The sequence below is a fragment of the Vibrio nitrifigilis genome, assembly GCF_015686695.1.
GTDB classification, from domain to species: domain Bacteria; phylum Pseudomonadota; class Gammaproteobacteria; order Enterobacterales; family Vibrionaceae; genus Vibrio; species Vibrio nitrifigilis.
The window spans coordinates 1,146,028-1,165,153 of the sequence record NZ_JADPMR010000001.1; the positions used below are offsets into that span (position 1 = coordinate 1,146,028).

At 42.4% G+C, this 19,126-nt stretch carries 18 protein-coding genes; 15 read left to right on the forward strand and 3 right to left on the reverse strand.

The features are described from left to right. The first annotated feature begins 4 nt into the window (after nt 1–4). The 12 genes from clpP to pyrF all read left to right on the forward strand — a co-directional run bounded on the left by clpP (nt 5) and on the right by pyrF (nt 12,960). Nucleotides 5–631: an ATP-dependent Clp endopeptidase proteolytic subunit ClpP gene (gene clpP, locus I1A42_RS05165; protein ID WP_161154133.1), complete on the forward strand. Its 627-nt coding sequence runs from the start codon at nt 5–7 to the stop codon at nt 629–631. Between the two features lie 118 nt (nt 632–749). Continuing rightward, a complete protein-coding gene (gene clpX / locus I1A42_RS05170) occupies nt 750–2,030 on the forward strand; it encodes an ATP-dependent protease ATP-binding subunit ClpX (RefSeq protein WP_161154132.1) in 1,281 nt (426 codons plus the stop codon). A 119-nt stretch (nt 2,031–2,149) separates the two neighbouring features. Then, nucleotides 2,150–4,501: an endopeptidase La gene (gene lon, locus I1A42_RS05175; RefSeq protein ID WP_196122835.1), complete on the forward strand. Its 2,352-nt coding sequence runs from the start codon at nt 2,150–2,152 to the stop codon at nt 4,499–4,501. A gap of 198 nt (nt 4,502–4,699) precedes the next feature. Beyond that, entirely contained in the window at nt 4,700–4,972 is a 273-nt protein-coding gene (locus tag I1A42_RS05180; RefSeq protein WP_161154130.1) for an HU family DNA-binding protein, read from the forward strand. Nucleotides 4,973–5,120: 148 nt separating this feature from the next. Further along, nucleotides 5,121–6,971: a peptidylprolyl isomerase gene (ppiD, locus tag I1A42_RS05185; RefSeq protein WP_196122836.1), complete on the forward strand. Its 1,851-nt coding sequence runs from the start codon at nt 5,121–5,123 to the stop codon at nt 6,969–6,971. Nucleotides 6,972–7,113: 142 nt separating this feature from the next. After that, nucleotides 7,114–7,410 (forward strand): ComEA family DNA-binding protein, encoded by a 297-nt coding sequence (locus I1A42_RS05190; RefSeq protein WP_196122837.1) that lies wholly within the window; start codon nt 7,114–7,116, stop codon nt 7,408–7,410. Nucleotides 7,411–7,589: 179 nt separating this feature from the next. Further along, nucleotides 7,590–8,276 carry a (d)CMP kinase gene (gene cmk / locus I1A42_RS05195; RefSeq protein WP_161154127.1) on the forward strand — a complete coding sequence of 229 codons (687 nt, stop codon included), beginning with the start codon at nt 7,590–7,592 and terminating at the stop codon, nt 8,274–8,276. A gap of 106 nt (nt 8,277–8,382) precedes the next feature. Beyond that, nucleotides 8,383–10,053, forward strand: a complete 1,671-nt coding sequence (rpsA, locus tag I1A42_RS05200) for a 30S ribosomal protein S1 (protein ID WP_161154126.1) — start codon at nt 8,383–8,385, stop codon at nt 10,051–10,053. A gap of 241 nt (nt 10,054–10,294) precedes the next feature. Further along, the gene (gene ihfB / locus I1A42_RS05205) at nt 10,295–10,579 is read left to right on the forward strand and encodes an integration host factor subunit beta (RefSeq protein ID WP_161154125.1); all 285 of its coding nucleotides are present in this window, start codon (nt 10,295–10,297) and stop codon (nt 10,577–10,579) included. A 138-nt stretch (nt 10,580–10,717) separates the two neighbouring features. Next, nucleotides 10,718–10,990 carry a LapA family protein gene (locus I1A42_RS05210; RefSeq protein WP_161154124.1) on the forward strand — a complete coding sequence of 91 codons (273 nt, stop codon included), beginning with the start codon at nt 10,718–10,720 and terminating at the stop codon, nt 10,988–10,990. A 24-nt stretch (nt 10,991–11,014) separates the two neighbouring features. Next, nucleotides 11,015–12,184: a lipopolysaccharide assembly protein LapB gene (gene lapB, locus I1A42_RS05215; protein ID WP_196122838.1), complete on the forward strand. Its 1,170-nt coding sequence runs from the start codon at nt 11,015–11,017 to the stop codon at nt 12,182–12,184. An 80-nt stretch (nt 12,185–12,264) separates the two neighbouring features. Then, nucleotides 12,265–12,960 (forward strand): orotidine-5'-phosphate decarboxylase, encoded by a 696-nt coding sequence (pyrF, locus tag I1A42_RS05220; protein WP_196122839.1) that lies wholly within the window; start codon nt 12,265–12,267, stop codon nt 12,958–12,960. 84 nt (nt 12,961–13,044) lie between these two features. On the opposite strand, the gene miaE is transcribed toward pyrF, so the two are convergent. Both miaE and I1A42_RS05230 read right to left on the reverse strand, forming a co-directional pair. Next, nucleotides 13,045–13,815: a tRNA isopentenyl-2-thiomethyl-A-37 hydroxylase MiaE gene (gene miaE, locus I1A42_RS05225; RefSeq protein WP_161154121.1), complete on the reverse strand. Its 771-nt coding sequence runs from the start codon at nt 13,813–13,815 to the stop codon at nt 13,045–13,047. Between the two features lie 97 nt (nt 13,816–13,912). After that, complete coding sequence (locus tag I1A42_RS05230) at nt 13,913–14,677, reverse strand: DNA repair protein (RefSeq protein ID WP_161154120.1); 765 nt, start codon at nt 14,675–14,677, stop codon at nt 13,913–13,915. 302 nt (nt 14,678–14,979) lie between these two features. Between I1A42_RS05230 and cysB the strand changes: the two genes are divergently transcribed. Further along, the gene (gene cysB / locus I1A42_RS05235; protein WP_161154119.1) at nt 14,980–15,954 is read left to right on the forward strand and encodes an HTH-type transcriptional regulator CysB; all 975 of its coding nucleotides are present in this window, start codon (nt 14,980–14,982) and stop codon (nt 15,952–15,954) included. A 74-nt stretch (nt 15,955–16,028) separates the two neighbouring features. Beyond that, nucleotides 16,029–17,243, forward strand: a complete 1,215-nt coding sequence (locus I1A42_RS05240; protein ID WP_196122840.1) for a methyltransferase — start codon at nt 16,029–16,031, stop codon at nt 17,241–17,243. 4 nt (nt 17,244–17,247) lie between these two features. Here the strand turns inward: I1A42_RS05240 and ald are convergent, their stop codons facing one another. Beyond that, the gene (gene ald / locus I1A42_RS05245) at nt 17,248–18,375 is read right to left on the reverse strand and encodes an alanine dehydrogenase (RefSeq protein ID WP_196122841.1); all 1,128 of its coding nucleotides are present in this window, start codon (nt 18,373–18,375) and stop codon (nt 17,248–17,250) included. Nucleotides 18,376–18,531: 156 nt separating this feature from the next. Between ald and lrp the strand changes: the two genes are divergently transcribed. Next, nucleotides 18,532–19,026, forward strand: coding sequence for a leucine-responsive transcriptional regulator Lrp (gene lrp / locus I1A42_RS05250; protein WP_068714134.1), 495 nt, complete (start codon nt 18,532–18,534; stop codon nt 19,024–19,026). The last annotated feature ends 100 nt before the right edge of the window (nt 19,027–19,126 follow it).

The following is a 19,126-nucleotide window of genomic DNA, read 5'->3' on the forward strand; positions in this document are numbered from 1 at the left end:
GACTATGAGCAACCAAGAAAAAAACTCAATGCCATCAATTATGGATGCGCTAGTGCCGATGGTCGTCGAACAAACGTCTCGCGGCGAACGTTCTTATGACATTTATTCTCGCCTGCTAAAAGAGCGTGTTATCTTTTTAACGGGTCAAGTAGAAGATCAGATGGCGAATCTGGTTGTGGCTCAGCTGCTTTTCTTAGAATCTGAAAACCCTGATAAAGATATTTTCCTATACATTAACTCTCCTGGTGGTAGTGTAACTGCAGGGATGTCTATTTATGACACCATGAAGTTCATCAAACCAGATGTAAGTACAGTATGTATGGGCCAAGCGGCTTCTATGGGCGCATTCCTACTTGCTGGTGGTGCTCAAGGCAAACGCTATGCACTGCCAAACTCACGCGTGATGATTCACCAACCATTGGGTGGTTTCCAAGGTCAGGCTTCAGACATTCAGATTCACGCGCAAGAAATTCTGTCAATTAAACAGAAATTAAACCGCCTGTTGGCCGATCATACTGGCCAACCGCTAGAAGTTATTGAACGAGATACTGACCGTGACAACTTTATGTCTGCTGATCAGGCAGTAGAATATGGTTTAGTTGACTCGGTTCTTACTCACCGCGGTGAGTAACAATTCAAGTGATAAACTTGATGACTGCTGTGTAACAGTTTCTGAAATTGGTTCACGCAATTTAAATGAAATTGTTATACACTCAAACCTATATGTGTAAAGGCTAAGAGGTTAGCGAATGACAGATAAAAGCAAAGAGGGTGGTAGTAGTAAACTGCTTTACTGCTCTTTCTGTGGCAAAAGCCAGCACGAAGTTCGCAAGCTAATCGCAGGTCCTTCGGTGTACATCTGTGACGAGTGTGTCGATCTCTGTAACGACATTATTCGCGAAGAAATTAAAGATGTTCTTCCTAAGAAAGAGTCGTCGGCATTACCAACGCCACGTCAAATTCGTGAACACCTAGATGACTATGTGATTGGCCAAGAACAGGCTAAGAAAGTGCTTGCGGTTGCGGTTTATAACCACTACAAGCGTTTACGTAACGGTGACACAACAAGTGAAGGCGTTGAGCTAGGTAAGAGTAACATCTTGCTGATCGGTCCAACTGGTAGCGGTAAAACCCTTCTCGCAGAAACGTTAGCGCGTTTCCTTGATGTTCCGTTTACGATGGCCGATGCGACAACGTTGACTGAAGCGGGCTATGTGGGTGAAGACGTTGAAAACATCATCCAAAAACTGCTGCAGAAATGCGATTACGACGTAGCGAAAGCAGAGCGTGGTATCGTGTATATTGATGAAATCGATAAGATTTCTCGTAAAGCAGAAAATCCATCTATCACTCGAGATGTTTCCGGTGAAGGGGTTCAACAAGCGCTTCTAAAACTGGTTGAAGGCACGGTAGCTTCTGTTCCACCACAAGGTGGCCGTAAACACCCACAACAAGAGTTCCTTCAAGTTGATACGTCTAAAATCCTATTTATCTGTGGCGGTGCATTTGCTGGCCTAGATAAAGTGATTGAACAGCGTGTCGCTAAAGGTACAGGGATCGGATTTGCTGCCGAAGTTCACTCTAAAGATGAAAGCCAATCAGTGAGTGAGTTATTCACTCAAGTTGAGCCACAAGATTTAGTGAAATACGGTCTCATTCCAGAATTCATTGGTCGTTTGCCAGTCACGGCAACGCTTACTGAGTTGGATGAAGATGCGTTAATCCAGATTCTTAACGAACCGAAAAACGCACTTACGAAACAATACTCAGCACTGTTTGATTTAGAAAATGTTGAGCTAGAGTTCCGTGAAGATGCATTACGTGCGATTGCTGCTAAAGCAATGCAGCGTAAAACGGGAGCACGTGGCCTACGTTCAATTCTTGAGAACGTGTTACTCGAGACCATGTATGACCTTCCTTCAATGACGGATGTCAGCAAAGTTGTGATTGACGAGTCAGTGATTAATGGTGAATCTGAACCATTGATGATTTACTCAACCAATGACAATCAAGCGGCCGGAGCTGAGTAAGTTCGGTACAAAATTAAAAAAGGAGGTAGAAATACCTCCTTTTTTTATGTTCTGTTATTGATTCCAGTAAGTTAGCCCCCATATACTTCCATATGAATGAAAGCGGAAGAGAGAAAAATATGAACTTGGAACGTTCCGAGCGTATCGAGATCCCCGTACTACCTCTGCGCGATGTAGTGGTTTATCCACACATGGTTATCCCTTTGTTTGTTGGCCGTGAAAAATCTATTCAGTGTCTTGAAGCTGCAATGGATAACAACAAACAAGTTCTCCTTGTCGCACAAAAGCAGGCGGAGACTGATGAGCCTACAGTATCAGACCTATTTGAAGTAGGTACGGTAGCAACGATCCTACAACTACTTAAACTGCCAGATGGTACAGTGAAAGTGTTGGTTGAAGGTCAGCAGCGTGCCCGTATTAAAGAATTTATCGAAGGTGAATATTTCTCTGCTGATGCAGAGTTTTTGGTCACACCTGAGCTTGATGAAAAAGAGCAAGAAGTGATTGTTCGAAGTGCGATCAATCAGTTCGAAGGCTTTATCAAGCTGAACAAGAAAATCCCACCTGAAGTGTTGACGTCGTTAAATGGTATCGATGAGGCAGCTCGTTTAGCTGACACTATCGCTGCTCACATGCCACTAAAACTTGAAGATAAACAACAAGTTCTAGAAATTCTTGATGTCACTGAACGTCTAGAGTTCTTGATGGGCCAAATGGAATCGGAAATCGACTTGCTGCAAGTTGAAAAACGTATTCGTGGTCGCGTTAAGAAACAGATGGAAAAATCTCAACGTGAGTACTATCTGAATGAGCAAATGAAAGCGATTCAGAAAGAACTGGGTGAGATGGACGATGCGCCAGATGAATTTGAGACTCTGAAGAAGAAAATTGAAGAGTCTAAAATGCCAAAAGAAGCTCGTGAAAAAACCGAGCAAGAGTTACAAAAGCTGAAGATGATGTCGCCAATGTCGGCTGAAGCGACAGTGGTTCGTAGCTACATTGACTGGATGGTGAATGTCCCTTGGCATAAGCGTTCAAAAGTAAAACGTGATCTATCTAAAGCGGAAGAAATTCTAAACTCAGATCACTACGGATTAGAGCGTGTTAAAGAGCGCATTTTAGAATATCTAGCGGTACAAAGTCGTATCAATAAATTGAAAGGTCCGATTTTGTGTCTAGTAGGGCCTCCAGGTGTTGGTAAAACGTCATTAGGTCGCTCAATCGCAGCGGCAACGGGGCGTAAATATACCCGTATGGCACTGGGTGGCGTGCGTGATGAAGCGGAAATTCGTGGACACCGTCGTACTTATATCGGTTCACTACCTGGCAAGTTGATTCAAAAAATGTCGAAAGTTGGTGTGAAAAACCCACTGTTCTTACTCGACGAAATCGACAAAATGTCAGCAGATATGCGTGGTGACCCAGCATCAGCATTACTAGAAGTACTCGATCCTGAACAGAACAATTCGTTTAATGACCACTACTTAGAAGTGGACTACGATTTGTCTGATGTGATGTTTGTTGCTACATCGAACTCGATGAACATTCCAGGTCCATTGCTTGACCGTATGGAAGTCATTCGTCTGTCTGGTTATACCGAAGATGAAAAGCTTAACATTGCGAAACGTCACTTAGTAAATAAACAGATTGAACGTAATGGATTGAAACAAAAAGAAATTACGATTGATGACTCCGCGATTGTTGGTGTGATTCGTTACTATACACGCGAAGCAGGTGTTCGTGGTCTAGAGCGTGAGATTTCAAAAATCTGCCGTAAAGCAGTGAAGAAAATTCTCCTTGATAAAGAGATCACTCATGTGACGGTAACAATGGATAATCTAAAAGATTATCTTGGTGTACAGCGCTTCGATTACGGTAAAGCAGACGAGCATAACCGCATCGGTCAAGTGGTCGGCTTAGCGTGGACTGAAGTTGGTGGTGATTTGCTGACTATTGAAGCGCAGTCAATGCCAGGTAAGGGGAAAATGACCCAAACTGGTTCGCTAGGGGATGTGATGCAAGAATCCATTCAGGCCGCGATGACTGTTGTACGTTCTCGTGCAGATAAGCTAGGAATCAACCAAGATTTTTACGAAAAACGCGACATTCACGTTCACGTTCCTGAAGGTGCGACACCAAAAGATGGTCCAAGTGCAGGTATTGCGATGTGTACTGCATTGGTGTCTAGCTTAACGGGTAATGCTGTAAAAGCTGATGTTGCTATGACGGGTGAAATTACCCTACGTGGTGAAGTACTTCCGATTGGTGGCCTTAAGGAAAAATTACTTGCGGCACACCGTGGTGGTATTAAAACAGTGCTTATTCCAAAAGATAACGAACGCGATTTGGAAGATATTCCAGCCAATGTTATCGCTGATCTTGATGTCAAACCTGTGCAATGGATTGATGAAGTTTTGAAGGTTGCATTGGTTAAAGACCCAACAGGTGTTGAGTTAGAGCCTGTAAAATAGTGATGTGTAGCAAAAATAAGTAAAAGATTATGCTGATAAGTGGAAAAAACGCTTGTCAGCATTTTTTTTGGAAGCTAACGTTAAGTTCGGTAGCGTTAAGCCCTGTATTGACAAGGCTTTCGCTGCTATTTTTTGGAAATTAAATGGAACGAACCGGCGCCTAACAAAATAATAACTGGTGGCCAAAGGGGAATTAAAGTGAATAAAACACAATTAGTAGAAAAAATCGCATCTAACGCGGATATCTCAAAAGCATCTGCAGGACGTGCCCTTGACGCATTTATTGAAGCTGTGTCTGATACTCTTCAATCTGGTGACCAAGTTGCGCTAGTTGGCTTTGGTACATTCCAAGTACGTACTCGTGCTGCACGTACTGGCCGTAACCCTAAAACGGGTGAAGAGATCCAAATCGCAGAAGCAAAAGTTCCAGCATTTAAAGCTGGTAAAGCATTGAAAGACGCTTGTAACTAATTCGACTTCTATCAGTTTGACTGGTAAATAAATCGAACCTTTTTAAATTATGCGCATCCTACTGATGCGCATTTCTTTTTCTGTTATTATCGCGCTATTCAATTTTGTACGAAGTAAACAACTTCACTATCCGGAGAGCAGTAACACTATGATGGATCGACTACGCGAGGGCGCTAATAGCATCGCGATTAAAGTTATCTTAGGACTCATCATCCTATCCTTCGTTTTTGCTGGCATTGGAAGCTATCTTGTTAGTGGTAGCAACAACGCAGCAGCGAAAGTAGGCGACAGCAAAATCAGCCGTCAAGATTTTGAGCAGGCTTACCAAAATGAACGCAACCGCATGCAACAGCAATTGGGTGATTACTTTTCCAACTTGCTAAGTGACCCATCTTATGTGGCTTCTTTCCGTAAATCTGTTTTAGACCGCATGATCAATGATGAGTTGATTCAGCAGCATGCTCAATCACTCGGCTTGACAGTAAGCGACAGCCAAGTGCGTCAACAATTATTGAGTATTCCTGCTTTCCAAAAAGATGGTAAGTTCGACAAAGAGCTATATCAAGCGGCATTGCGCAGAGCGGGCTTTACTGCTGACGCTTTTGCAGAATATCTACGTAAAGAACTGCTACGTGATCAATTAGTGAATGCCTTACAAAGCAGCGAATTCGCTTTAAAAGGTGAAATTGACCACCAAGCCGAACTGATTAATCAAACTCGTAGCATTCAAACAATTGAACTTGCAACGAGTACGTTTGCAAAAAAAGTAAAATTGACTGACGAAGAAATTCAACAGTACTACAAAGAGCATCCGCAGGCATTTACACGTCCGGCACAGAAGAAAATTTCTTATCTTGAAGTGTCTGCTGATGACCTTAAAGATCAAATTACCATTTCTGATGCAGATGCGAAGAAATACTACCAAGACAACATCAGTAAATACTCTACGCCTGCTCAGCGCGAAGTTAGCCATATTTTAATTAAAGGTGATAAGCAAAAAGCAGAAGCAATCCTTAAACAGCTTAAGGCGGGCACTGATTTTGCTACATTAGCGAAAAAAGATTCGCAAGATGTTGGTAGTGCTAAACAAGGTGGCTCACTTGGTTGGGTTGAAAAGGGCACAATGGATCCGGTTTTCGAACAAGCTGCATTTGCACTGAAAAAAGCAGGTGATATTTCTGACGTCGTCAAATCATCATTCGGTTACCACATTATTAAGCTTGATGCGATTAAAGCTCCGCAAGCTAAACCGTTTAAAGAAGTGGCTGAGCAGATTCGTTCTGATCTCAAAGACCAGAAAGCGGTTGATAAATTCTATGACTTACAAGATAAGCTAGAAAAAGTGGCATTTGAATCACCAGATTCATTAGATGCAGCAGCAAAAGCGGTTAATGGTAAAGTACAAAAAACCGATTTTGTTTCTCAGGCTGATGCACCGAAAGTATTGCAAAATTCAGATGTACAAGATGAGTTGGCAACACCAGAAGTCAGCGAAGACCGTTTGAATTCAAAAGTCGTTCAACTTGCCCCTGAGCACGTCATTGTGGTTCACGTTGATGATTCTCGCCCAGAAAAAGTATTACCACTTGAAGAGGTAAAAGCGAAAGTGGTGAAACAACTAACAGCAATGAAAGCAACAGAAAATGCTGCAACCTTAGCGGATCAACTCGTTGATAGCTTAGCCAAAGGCGACCAAAGCGTATTGAAAGAGAATAAGTTAAGTTTCTCTGCCGAAAAATCAATCGACCGTCAAGACCCGCTAGCAGAAGAAGTATTTGCGATGGCGAAGCCACATGATGGAAAAGCAACTTATACTCGTACCCAAGATGCGAATGGTAATACTATTGTTGTTAAGTTGACTAAAGTCGCGACTAATAAAGACAGTAAGTACCATGATCAAATTGGTCAGCAGTTAACTCGCTTATCCACACAGCAAGATATTGCTGGTGTTATCTCAGTTCTGCGTGCGCAGACGGATATCAAGTATTACGTGAAATAACTCGCAATAGCGCTGTTAGCACACTGCACAATAAGACGGACTTCATTAGAAGTCCGTCTTATTTTTTTAGAAGATCAGTGGGCATCGTTTGGTGTTGAATTTATTTTTCTAGTTCCCCAAAGTAAAGACTAGGAAAACAGCAATGAAAAAAATTTTGTTACTCTTGAGTTTGATTTTTGCCTTTTATACACCGAGCCAAGTGGTATGGGCGTCGAATAGCAGTACTAAGGCTGATGAGATTAAAATCACCGTCAACATAAACACCGCCAGTGCTGAAGAGTTATCAACACTGCTCAAAGGTGTTGGACTGACTAAAGCTAAGGCGATTGTAATGTATCGCCAAGCGAACGGCCCTTTTAAAAGCAAAGATGACTTAACGAAAGTGAAAGGTATTGGGAAATCAACAGTGAAAAAGAACGAAGAGAGAATTTTACTTTAATAACCAATTACTAAAATAAAAAACTCAGATCCCAGATCTGAGTTTTTTATTTTTAAAATCGTGTTAAATTTATGAGTTAGGCCATTCTAAACTAGCGTGAAATCAAGATTCTTATTATAATTTCTCGCCGGTAAAACGTAGTTAATCATGGCTACGTACAAAACAAAGTGGAGTAAAACATGTCCTCTCAAACACCGGTGGTAACTGTAGATGGGCCAAGCGGAGCAGGCAAAGGTACACTTTGCATGTTACTGGCTAAAAAACTCGGTTTTCACCTTCTCGATTCTGGCGCCATTTATCGTGTGTTGGCTTTGGCCGCTATTCATCATGGTGTTGATACAGAGTCTGAAGAAGCGCTCGTTCCATTAGCAACTCATCTAGACGTTCAGTTTATTGCTGAAGGTGATCTAGTGAAAGTGATTTTGGAAGGGGAAGACGTATCCGGTGAATTACGCAAAGAGCAAACGGGAATGGCAGCGTCAAAAGTTGCGGCATTACCTCGTGTTCGCGAAGCATTACTGCGTCGCCAAAGAGCCTTTGCTGATGGTGCAGGCTTAGTCGCTGATGGTCGTGACATGGGCACAGTTGTATTCCCTGCTGCAGAAGCTAAAATCTTTCTTGATGCAAGTGCTGAAGAACGCGCCCGTCGTCGCTTTAAGCAGTTGCAACTGAAGGGCTTAGATGTTAAATTTGACGCCCTTTTAAGCGAAATCCAAGAGCGTGACGATAGAGATCGTAATCGCCCTGTGGCGCCGTTGCGCCCAGCAGAGGATGCGCTGCTGCTAGATTCAACCACAATGTCTATCGATGAAGTGGTTGAGAAAGCAATAAAATATGTAGAATCTAAGCTGTCACGAACTGAGTAGTATCGGGGCAGATAGAGCGTTGGTCGCACGGATGATGACTGGCGAATTTAATAACCCCACGAGGTAGGATACCCGTGGAAGTTTACTCAAATTGAAGATTATTTAAATGACTGAATCTTTTGCTCAACTCTTTGAAGAGTTTCTAAACGAGACTGAATTCCAACAAGGTACTATCGTTAAAGGTACTGTAGTAGCGATCGAAAACGGCTACGTTCTTGTTGACGCAGGTCTGAAATCTGAATCTGCTATCCCAGCTGAACAGTTCAAAAACGCTGCTGGCGAACTAGAAGTAGAAGTAGGTTCTGAAGTAGATGTTGCTCTAGACGCTGTAGAAGACGGTTTCGGTGAAACTCAACTTTCTCGTGAGAAAGCGAAACGTCACGAAGCTTGGATCGTTCTTGAGAAAGCTTACGAAGAAGCTGAAACTGTTGTTGGTATCATCAACGGTAAAGTTAAAGGCGGTTTCACTGTTGAACTTAACGGTATCCGTGCATTCCTTCCAGGTTCTCTAGTAGACGTTCGTCCAATCCGTGACACTACTCACCTAGAAAACAAAGAGCTAGAGTTCAAAGTTATCAAGCTTGACCAGAAACGTAACAACGTTGTTGTTTCTCGTCGTGCTGTTATCGAATCTGAAAACAGTGTTGAGCGTGACGAACTTCTTGAAACTCTACAAGAAGGTACTGAAGTTAAAGGTATCGTTAAGAACCTTACTGATTACGGTGCATTCGTTGACCTTGGCGGTGTTGATGGTCTACTACACATCACTGACATGGCTTGGAAACGTGTTAAACACCCATCAGAGATCGTTAACGTTGGTGACGAAATCACAGTTAAAGTTCTTAAATTCGACCGTGAACGTACTCGCGTATCACTAGGTCTGAAACAGCTTGGTGAAGATCCATGGGTAGCAATCGCTGCTCGTTACCCAGAAGGTCACAAACTAACTGGTCGTGTAACTAACCTAACTGATTACGGCTGCTTCGTTGAAATCGAAGAAGGCGTTGAAGGTCTAGTACACGTTTCAGAAATGGATTGGACTAACAAGAACATCCACCCATCTAAAGTTGTTAATGTTGGCGACGAAGTTGAGGTTATGGTTCTTGATATCGACGAAGAACGTCGTCGTATCTCTCTAGGTCTTAAACAGTGTAAAACTAACCCTTGGCAAGACTTCGCTGAAGCTCAAGCTAAAGGCGACAAAGTTACTGGTAAGATCAAGTCTATCACTGACTTCGGTATCTTCATCGGTCTTGAAGGCGGCATCGACGGTCTAGTTCACCTATCTGACATCTCTTGGAACGTTCCTGGAGAAGAAGCAGTACGTGAATACAAGAAAGGCGACGAAATCTCTGCAGTTGTTCTAGCTGTAGATGCAGATCGTGAACGCATTTCTCTAGGCGTTAAGCAAATGGAAAATGACCCATTCAACGCTTACGTTGCTGACAACAAGAAAGGTGCACTAGTTAACGGTACTGTTACTGCAGTAGACGCTAAAGGTGCAACTATCGAACTTGAAGAAGGCGTAGAAGGTTACATCCGCGTTTCTGAAATCGCACGTGACCGTGTTGAAGATGCTTCTCTAATTCTTAACGCTGGCGACAAAGTTGAAGCGAAATTTACTGGTGTAGACCGCAAAAACCGCGTAATCAACCTGTCTATCAAAGCGAAAGACGAAGCTGAAGAGCAAGAAGCAATGGCTTCACTGAACAAGCAAGATGAAGGCGCGTTCGGTAATGCTATGGCTGACGCATTCAAAGCAGCTAAAGGCGAGTAATCGACTTTAGTAAAGGAGGAGCCAGTATGACTGGCTCCTTTTTTTTGTGTAGAATTTAGATGTAATTCCTATTCTTACAGTCTTTTTGCGTGTTTTTTTGCACAACAAGTTGTAAATTTTGTGTAAACTGGATCAAAGAACCATCAACTGAGCGCAAAGTTTTTCGACAATAGCTCTCAAGTGTTTGTTGGAATTGGTATTACTTACTATAATGAGTTTGAATAACTCGAAGAGGGAAACTATGACTAAGTCTGAATTGATCGAAAGACTCTGCGCTGAGCAAACCCATTTGTCTGCAAAAGAGATCGAAGATGCGGTGAAAGACATTCTTGAATACATGGCATCTACGTTGGAAGATGGAGAACGCATCGAAATTCGTGGTTTCGGTAGTTTCTCTTTGCATTATCGAGAGCCGCGCGTAGGCCGTAACCCAAAAACTGGTGAAAAAGTTGAATTAGAGGGTAAATATGTACCTCATTTCAAACCAGGCAAGGAATTACGTGAGCGTGTAAACGAAAGTCTCTGATTATCAAGACGCATTTATGAAAGCGGCATACTGTTACAGTGTGCCGCTTTTTTATAATATGAATGCCGATTAGACGTGGTTTGTAACGCCGTTTTCCTGCATAATCAGGGTGGCTAATTCCTGAATAGGTGTCGCGTAATGAAAATTATAAAAATTGTACTCATTTTGGCTCTGTTTCTTATCGCCTTGGCGTTAGGTTCACAAAACCAAGAAGTAGTGACCTTCAACTATTTGTTGGCTCAGGGACAGTTCCATCTTTCAACTTTATTGGGAAGCGTTTTTGTTGTTGGGTTTGTGTTGGCATGGATTCTCTTTGTAGGTGTTCATCTCAAGTCAAAATTTAGAATTCGTAAATTGAACAAGCAATTAAAAAAGCAGACCGCCAAAAACCAAGTCTCTGATGAGAACTGAAATATAGGATAAGGCTGTTTTTTAATGTTAGAAATACTGTTCTTGTTGCTGCCGATTGCCGCTGCCTACGGGTGGTATATGGGTAATCGTAGTGCTCAGCAAGATAAACAGAAACAATCTCACCAAATATCTCGCCAGTATGTGACGGGACTGAACTTGCTTTTGTCTGATCAATCAGATAAAGCGGTTGATCACTTTATTGAACTTTTACAAGTGGATAACGATACGATCGATACTCACCTTGCATTGGGTAATCTATTTCGTTCTCGAGGCGAAGTAGACCGCGCTATTCGTATTCATCAAAATCTAATTTCACGTACAGGTTTGACGATTGACCAGAAAAATTTAGCGCTGCAACAGCTTGCTAAAGATTACATGGTCTCCGGCTTCCTAGATCGAGCTGAGCGTATTTTTGAACAATTGGTCGACGAGCCTGAACATCGCGAATCTGCTCTGCAGCAATTAACCGCTATTTATCAGCAAACACGTGAATGGAATAAAGCGATTGAGTGTGCACAGGCATTAGTCAAAATGGGCAAGATTAAGATGAAGTCTAATATTGCTCATTTCTTGTGTGAGTTAGCCATGCAGGAAAAGTCAGACGGTCGCCATGATAAAGCGGTCCAGTTGTTCAAGCGTGCGTTGCAGATGGATTCTAAATGTGTTCGCGCAACCATTTCTCTTGGCAAACTGTACTTAGAAAACGAAGATTACAAGCGCACTGCTGAATATATGCGCCAAGTTTTGGAGCAGGATATCGATTTTGTTGGTGAAGTTCTGCCTATTGTAGCGGAGTGTTATCACCACCTAGGGCAAGAGCATGAGTTGGTTGTATTCTTACGTGAGTGCATAGCCGATAATGCGGGGGTATCCGCTGAATTGATGTTGGCACATTTAGTTGCCAAACATGAAGGTACGGCGTCAGCCCAAGATTTATTAACAAGACAGTTAGTAAAAAACCCAACCATGAAAGGGTTTTATCGTTTAATTGATTACCATATAGCAGAAGCTGAAGAAGGCCGAGCCAAAGAGAGCTTGATGACACTGCAGAAGCTCGTTGGTGAGCAGATGAAAACTAAACCGCATTACCGTTGTAGTCATTGCGGTTTTTCCACTCACTCTTTGTATTGGCATTGCCCATCTTGTAAAAGTTGGGGAAGCATCAAGCCTATTCGTGGCCTTGATGGTGAGTAAGTAATTTATTATCTCAGTCAGTCTGAGATTTATGCAGCCTCTGTGCTGCATTTTTTAAGTGCATTAAGTTAGGAGTGCAAATGAACGACCCAAAAGTAATCGTAGCCCTAGATTACGAAAATCAGAACGATGCTCTGGCATTTGTCGATAAAATTGATCCGGCAACATGTCGTCTAAAAGTGGGCAAAGAAATGTTCACGCTATTTGGGCCTGAATTTGTAAAAGAGCTTCACCGCCGTGGATTCTCTGTATTCTTGGATCTTAAATTTCATGACATCCCTAACACCTGTTCTAAAGCGGTTCGTGCAGCTGCAGAGCTAGGTGTTTGGATGGTAAATGTGCATGCAAGTGGTGGCGAACGTATGATGTCGGCATCTCGCGAAATACTAGAGCCTTATGGGAAAGATCGTCCGTTACTGATTGGTGTTACGGTATTAACGAGTATGGAGCAGTCAGATCTGCAAGGTATTGGTATTGACGTTGCGCCGCAAGAACAAGTGCTTAAATTAGCGACATTAACTCAAAACTCAGGTTTAGATGGGGTTGTATGTTCAGCTCAAGAAGCCTCTGTACTCAAGTCTAACTTAGGGCAAGAATTTAAATTGGTTACTCCAGGCATTCGACCTGCTGGTGCGGCGAAAGGTGACCAACGCCGAGTTATGACACCGTATGATGCGGTTCAAGCCGGGTCTGATTATCTTGTGATTGGTCGACCAATCACCCAAGCTGAAAATCCAGCTCAAGTGCTAATAGATATTAATGGCACGTTGGTCTAGGTAAATTACCCTTTATAGAAGCAGAAGTTTAAGTAAACAGCCAGTGTTGTCGTACACTGGCTTTTTTATGCGTAAAAAAGGAGGTTAAGCTGGAACACCACTATGGAATTTAAATTCACTATCTGGGGTAGTGATTAAATCTGCTTCAACACGGCCAAAGTAGGCGACCCTGTCGCTAATATCGTCAGGAGAAATCTGCTGAGCTAGGCTAAGATAATCCTGATAGTGGCGGGCTTCAGAGCGTAGTAATGAAACATAGAATTTAGCGATATCGTCGTCAAGGTGAGGGGCTAACTTGGCAAATCGCTCACAGGAGCGAGCTTCAATGTAGGCGCCAACGATGAGTTTATCGATTAAGGTAGCCGGCTCGTAGGTTTTCATGTGTGATAACATGCCCTTAGCGTAACGACTGGCAGGGATAGACTCATAAGCGATATTACGCGTATCCATAATCTCTAGCACTTGATAGAAATGATGTAATTCTTCTTTTATCAGCAGCACCATTTTATCAATCAAATCTTGGCTATACGGCGAGTTTGACTTTGCCATAATTGATTTTGAAATCTGGCTCTTTCCCTTTAATGTTTCTAACGAGCCAATACCGCGATAGGCGAAATCTTCATAGGGCTTAAACCAATCCAATAATGAATGCTGACTCGCTTGATCAACGGCATATTTACGAATTAAGTACATGGCAGATTGGCCGGCTTTTAATTCGCAAAGTAGGTGATCGAGTAGCAAGACTCGTAAGTTTTCTGGTTTTTTGGCTTGTGTAATCCAACTATCTGGCGTTTCACATTGTAAAAAGTGGCTGATAGGGGTTAGGAGCTGTTGGATATTATCTTGAGTAATCATAGTCGCGAATAATAAAAGAGGCCGTTAACGGCCTCTTTCTTGTGGGAATTTAAAATTTAAATCAATTGCTATCAAAGAATTGAGCAGGCGATGAATCCTACCACTTTTTCTTCTCACCAAACAGCGCTTCCATATCGCTGTCATGTTCATTTGCTTCAATCTGATGGAGCTCTTGCTCACTTTTTGATTGGCGACGCTGTTCTAACTCGTCATACATTCCCTGTAGCTTTTCACGTGCTTGGTTAGAATAGCTATCATTTTTTGAACTTAAAACATCAATACCTTTACGTAACAACTGTAAAGCTGTGCCAGGTTGACCGCGAACAATCGAATCATTAGCTCGTTTAATCACGTTTTCAATGTTGATACGAATCTGAATGTTCTCTAAGCGCGCATTTTCAGTCACAAAAGCCTGAGTATCGATACGGCCTTTGTTATGTTCACTGCGAATAGTATCACGTAGCCGCTTCACCAATTTAAGCATCAGTAGAGCTTGTTTATCACTACTTGGTACTTTAAATGAGGTACTTTCAGTTCCAGGGTGATTGTTTTTCAAGTTTTCCACTTGAGAACGCATATTTTCAATGCGACCCATTAAATTCTTATCTTTTGGATCAAGTTCATGCATTGCTTCAAGAGCATCGAGTATTCTCGTGTTTAAGCAAACTAACAAATCTTTGCTAAACGGCATATGATGAGCATTACCGATAAGATCTTCAGTGGCATCAATAATAGCAATATACTTTGCCGCTTCTTGCTTCTTTGTCGACTCTAAGCGAACCTTATACTGCAGCATGATGTTATACCCAAGCACTAAAATAAGTAAAACAGCGACAAGGGCGATAATTAAACCAATATTCATAAATTCCAAGTCTTCATCGTTTGAATGACCAACAACTAGTAAGGATACACTATCCCTGCCAGTCACTACACCCACAAATTTACAATTTTTATTATTACTGTTTTATCATAAGAAAACTGCTCTTGAATGTTGAGTTTGGGCGACACTTGGCAAATTTTCCATAAGAACAGTAAAAAGATTAGCATTTATCGTGACAAATTGTGCTTTACCCTTTGATTTATGCGCTTAACGCGTTATAACTCTTTAATATAAACAATGTGTCATAAGCGTTGTGTCCATTTTAGGGAAAAGCGGGATAGTTCATGAAGTTACAACAGTTAAAATACATTGTTGAAGTGGTCAATCATAACTTAAATGTATCAGCAACTGCTGAAAGTTTATATACCTCTCAACCGGGAATAAGTAAGCAAGTTAGGATGCTGGAAGATGAATTAGGGATTCAAATCTTCGAGCGTAGTGGTAAGCATCTAACGCAGGTCACGCAAGCAGGAGATGAAATCGTCAGAATAGCGACGGAAATATTATCGAGGGTCGATAGTATTAAGTCGGTCGCCGGCGAACATACACACCCTGAAATGGGGTCTCTCCATATCGCAACCACCCACACCCAAGCTCGTTACGCACTTCCTCATTCAATCAAGCAATTTACCTCACAATACCCTAAGGTGTCGTTACACATGCACCAAGGAACACCCAGCCAGATGTCAGATGCGATCTCCAAAGGCGATGCAAACCTAGCTATCGCGACAGAATCGATGCATCTCTATGAAGATGCTGTGATGCTGCCTTGCTATCATTGGAACCGTTCGATAGTGGTTCCTAAAGGCCATCCACTGACTCGAAAAGAGACGGTAAGCATTGCCGATTTGGCGGCTTATCCTTTGGTGACATATGTGTTTGGGTTTGTAGGGCGCTCTGAACTGGATAACGCTTTTCATCGCGAAGGGTTGACGCCAAAAGTGGTGTTTACCGCTACGGATGCGGATGTCATTAAAACCTATGTACGTATGGGCATCGGTGTCGGGGTCATTGCGAGTATGGCCGTGGATAAAACGTTAGACGACGATTTGGTCGCAATAGATGCACGACATATATTCGGCGCGAGTACTACCAGTATTGGTTTTCGGCGTGGAACATTTATGCGCTCTTATATGTACGACTTTATGGAACTGTTCGCTCCCCATTTGACAAGACCTGTTGTAGAACAAGCCATATCTTTGAAGTCCAACTCTGAAATTAATGAAATGTTTAAAGATATCGTATTACCGACACGCTAAATATTGAGCGTAAAATTTGATTGATCTTTTGTAGTAGGATTTTACAATGCCGCACCAACTTCGAAAGGTGCGGTATGAAGCAAAAACTTTCAGCATTAGATCAATTTCTTACCCAACACCAACTTTTTTGGCGTTTTGAGCCATTTTTTTGCCAAGATAAGACCACTTACCCTTGGGCACTAAGTCACCCTGAACTGAATGAATGGTTAGATGCTTTGACTTTTGCTGACCTTGAACAGTATCAGTCTAATTTCGTCAGTTTGCTGCAATCGTTAGAATGTTGGATTCCAGGCATATCAGAACACTACTTTGCTTTAGAAGACAGCATTTCGCATCATGATAATGAATCCCCCTTAGCGATTGATACCAAACCTCTTAGCGTGGGAATTCCAGGGCGTAAGCTAAAGCAAATTACGGCACTAACACAACAAATATCGACCGATGGTATCCGCGGGGTTCCTTGGTTAGAGTGGTGTGCTGGTAAGGGGTATCTAGGACGTTTCCTAGCGAATCAGCACCAAGGTGTGGTGACAAGCGTCGAACTACAGCAGGCTTTGTGTGATGATGGGCAGGATTTCGCTAATCAGCATCATTTAGATATGACCTTTTGCCAAGGTGATGCATTAAAGCCAGAGGCTAAACGTTGGTTTACCCATCATCAGCACGTCGTCGCACTTCATGCTTGCGGCGATTTACATTTGCGCATGCTAGAGCATGCAGTGGTGGCAAAGTCTGAAGGTATCTCATTTTCTCCCTGCTGTTATCATCTAACAAAAGACGAATTTTATCGTCCTTTATCACGTAGTGCTCGCCATTCTCAATTGAATTTTACGAGGCAAGAACTACGTATTCCACTGCAAGAAACGGTTACAGGAGGACAGCGTGTAAAGCGTCATCGTCAACAAGAAATGACATTTCGTTTAGGCCTTGACCTGTGGTTTAAGTCAGTATTGGAAAGTGAGGTTTATTGTTCGGTACCAAGTATTAAAAAGTCGATGTTGAGTGAAGGCTTCCATGCTTTTTGTCAGTGGGCTTGCGAGTTAAAAGGGTGGCCACAACCCAGCGCAGAACAGGCTGTTTTTTACGAGAAGTTAGGAGCCATTCGTTTTGAGCAAATGGAAAAAGCGAGCCTAGTTCAGCACGCTTTTCGCCGGATGATTGAGTGGTGGCTGATCTTCGACCGAGCACTATATCTTGAAGATGCTGGGTATCACGTTGTTATCACAGAATTTTGTTCACGCTTGCTTACTCCTCGTAATTTTCTCATTCAGGCGCGTTTAAAACGATAATGTGTCACTGGTTTGATTGCTGCAGTGCTGTTAAAGCATCAATGTAATCGAGACCGAAATTGTCGGCGACTTCTTTACAGGTTATTTGGCCAAAATACACGTTAAGGCCTTGTCTTAGTCCTTTATTGTCGAGTAACGCTTGGCGATAACCTTTACTGGCGATGTCCAAAATATAGGGCAAGGTTGCGTTATTAAGCGCGAATGTAGAGGTTTTGGCTACTGCCCCTGGCATATTTGCTACGCAATAATGCACGACATCGTTCACGATAAATGTTGGATCATCATGGGTGGTAGGGTATGACGTTGCAAAGCAACCTCCTTGGTCAATTGCCACATCAACCACGGCTGAACCAGGCTTCATTGCTTGAATATGATCCTTTGAAATTAATTTAGGGGCAGCCGCTCCTGGGATTAAAACCGCCCCAATAACTAAGTCCGAACAGAGTATTTGTTGCTCAATTGCCTCTTTTGTGGAATAAAGTAACTGAATTCGCCCCTGAAACTCTTGGTCTAACCTGCGTAATGTGTCAAGATTACGGTCAAGGACTGTAACATGGGCTCGCATACCTACTGCGATTCTCGCTGCGTTTGCTCCGACAACGCCACCGCCAAGTATAAGGATATTGGCAGGCGCTACACCGGGTACTCCTCCGAGTAACAAACCTTGTCCGCCTTGAGACTTTTCGAGTATCTGAGCTCCGGCTTGAATCGACATTCTCCCGGCAACTTCAGACATAGGCGCTAGTAGTGGTAAGTGTCCCATATTATCTGTTACAGTCTCATAGGCTATACAGATGGCTTTGCTTTTAATGAGTGCTTCGGTTTGTGGAAAATCCGGTGCAAGATGCAAATAAGTAAATAATATTTGCCCTTCTCTTAGCATTGTCCGTTCGTTAGTTTGAGGTTCTTTAACCTTTACAATCATCTCTGCTTGCGTGTAAACGTCAGCAGCAGTGGGAAGAATGGATGCACCTACAGCGATGTACTCATCGTCTGAAATGCCAATACCAATACCGGCATTTGTCTCCACAATGACTTGGTGACCTTGAGAGATGAGTTCTCTGACATTTGCAGGAATCATCCCGACTCGGTATTCGTGGTTCTTGATTTCCTTTGGTACGCCAATGATCATTCTGAACCCCCGCAATGGTTTGGTTGTATTAACTATTTATAGGGTGCTAGCGCAAATTTAACACTAGTATAGTTAGTGTATTGTTATATTTGATGCTAAATATTAATAAGTTGTAGCATATATGTTTGCAAGGAAGTTAAAAGGTGGAATAAAAAAATGGTAGACAACTATAAGAAGCCGTCCAAGGATCTAGACCGTATTGATCGCAATATACTTAATGAGTTGCAGAAAGATGGTCGTATATCAAACGTAGAGTTATCTAAACGAGTCGGTCTATCACCGACTCCATGTTTGGAACGTGTACGTCGTTTAGAGCGTCAAGGTTACATTACAGGTTATACAGCGTTACTTAATCCACAATACCTTGATGCTTCATTGTTAGTGTTTGTAGAAATTACTCTGAACCGCGGTGCTCCTGATGTGTTTGAGCAGTTTAACACTGCGGTACAAAAATTAGATGATATTCAAGAATGTCATCTTGTTTCCGGGGATTTTGACTATCTTTTAAAAACCCGCGTATCGGATATGGGTGCATACCGTAAACTATTAGGTGACACACTATTACGTTTACCTGGTGTAAACGACACTCGTACTTACGTTGTAATGGAAGAAGTAAAACAAACTAACCAGCTAGTGATTAAAACTCGTTAATTGAAGTTACACGCAATAGTGTAACTTCTTGCCACATTCTGACTTTGGCTAATTGGGTTTTTGACCTAGGTGTGGTTAAATCTTCTGACAAACCGAGCGG

Excerpts from the sequence above, each read along its gene's own strand:
- I1A42_RS05210 (WP_161154124.1), top strand. The coding sequence starts at position 10,718 with ATGAAAATTATAAAAATTGTACTCATTTTGGCTCTGTTTCTTATCGCC.
- lrp (WP_068714134.1), top strand. The coding sequence starts at position 18,532 with ATGGTAGACAACTATAAGAAGCCGTCCAAGGATCTAGACCGTATTGAT.
- ihfB (WP_161154125.1), top strand. The coding sequence starts at position 10,295 with ATGACTAAGTCTGAATTGATCGAAAGACTCTGCGCTGAGCAAACCCAT.
- lapB (WP_196122838.1), top strand. The coding sequence starts at position 11,015 with ATGTTAGAAATACTGTTCTTGTTGCTGCCGATTGCCGCTGCCTACGGG.
- I1A42_RS05230 (WP_161154120.1), bottom strand. The coding sequence starts at position 14,677 with ATGAATATTGGTTTAATTATCGCCCTTGTCGCTGTTTTACTTATTTTA.
- ald (WP_196122841.1), bottom strand. The coding sequence starts at position 18,375 with ATGATCATTGGCGTACCAAAGGAAATCAAGAACCACGAATACCGAGTC.
- cmk (WP_161154127.1), top strand. The coding sequence starts at position 7,590 with ATGTCCTCTCAAACACCGGTGGTAACTGTAGATGGGCCAAGCGGAGCA.
- I1A42_RS05190 (WP_196122837.1), top strand. The coding sequence starts at position 7,114 with ATGAAAAAAATTTTGTTACTCTTGAGTTTGATTTTTGCCTTTTATACA.
- rpsA (WP_161154126.1), top strand. The coding sequence starts at position 8,383 with ATGACTGAATCTTTTGCTCAACTCTTTGAAGAGTTTCTAAACGAGACT.
- pyrF (WP_196122839.1), top strand. The coding sequence starts at position 12,265 with ATGAACGACCCAAAAGTAATCGTAGCCCTAGATTACGAAAATCAGAAC.
- ppiD (WP_196122836.1), top strand. The coding sequence starts at position 5,121 with ATGATGGATCGACTACGCGAGGGCGCTAATAGCATCGCGATTAAAGTT.
- cysB (WP_161154119.1), top strand. The coding sequence starts at position 14,980 with ATGAAGTTACAACAGTTAAAATACATTGTTGAAGTGGTCAATCATAAC.
- clpX (WP_161154132.1), top strand. The coding sequence starts at position 750 with ATGACAGATAAAAGCAAAGAGGGTGGTAGTAGTAAACTGCTTTACTGC.
- lon (WP_196122835.1), top strand. The coding sequence starts at position 2,150 with ATGAACTTGGAACGTTCCGAGCGTATCGAGATCCCCGTACTACCTCTG.
- I1A42_RS05240 (WP_196122840.1), top strand. The coding sequence starts at position 16,029 with ATGAAGCAAAAACTTTCAGCATTAGATCAATTTCTTACCCAACACCAA.
- miaE (WP_161154121.1), bottom strand. The coding sequence starts at position 13,815 with ATGATTACTCAAGATAATATCCAACAGCTCCTAACCCCTATCAGCCAC.
- clpP (WP_161154133.1), top strand. The coding sequence starts at position 5 with ATGAGCAACCAAGAAAAAAACTCAATGCCATCAATTATGGATGCGCTA.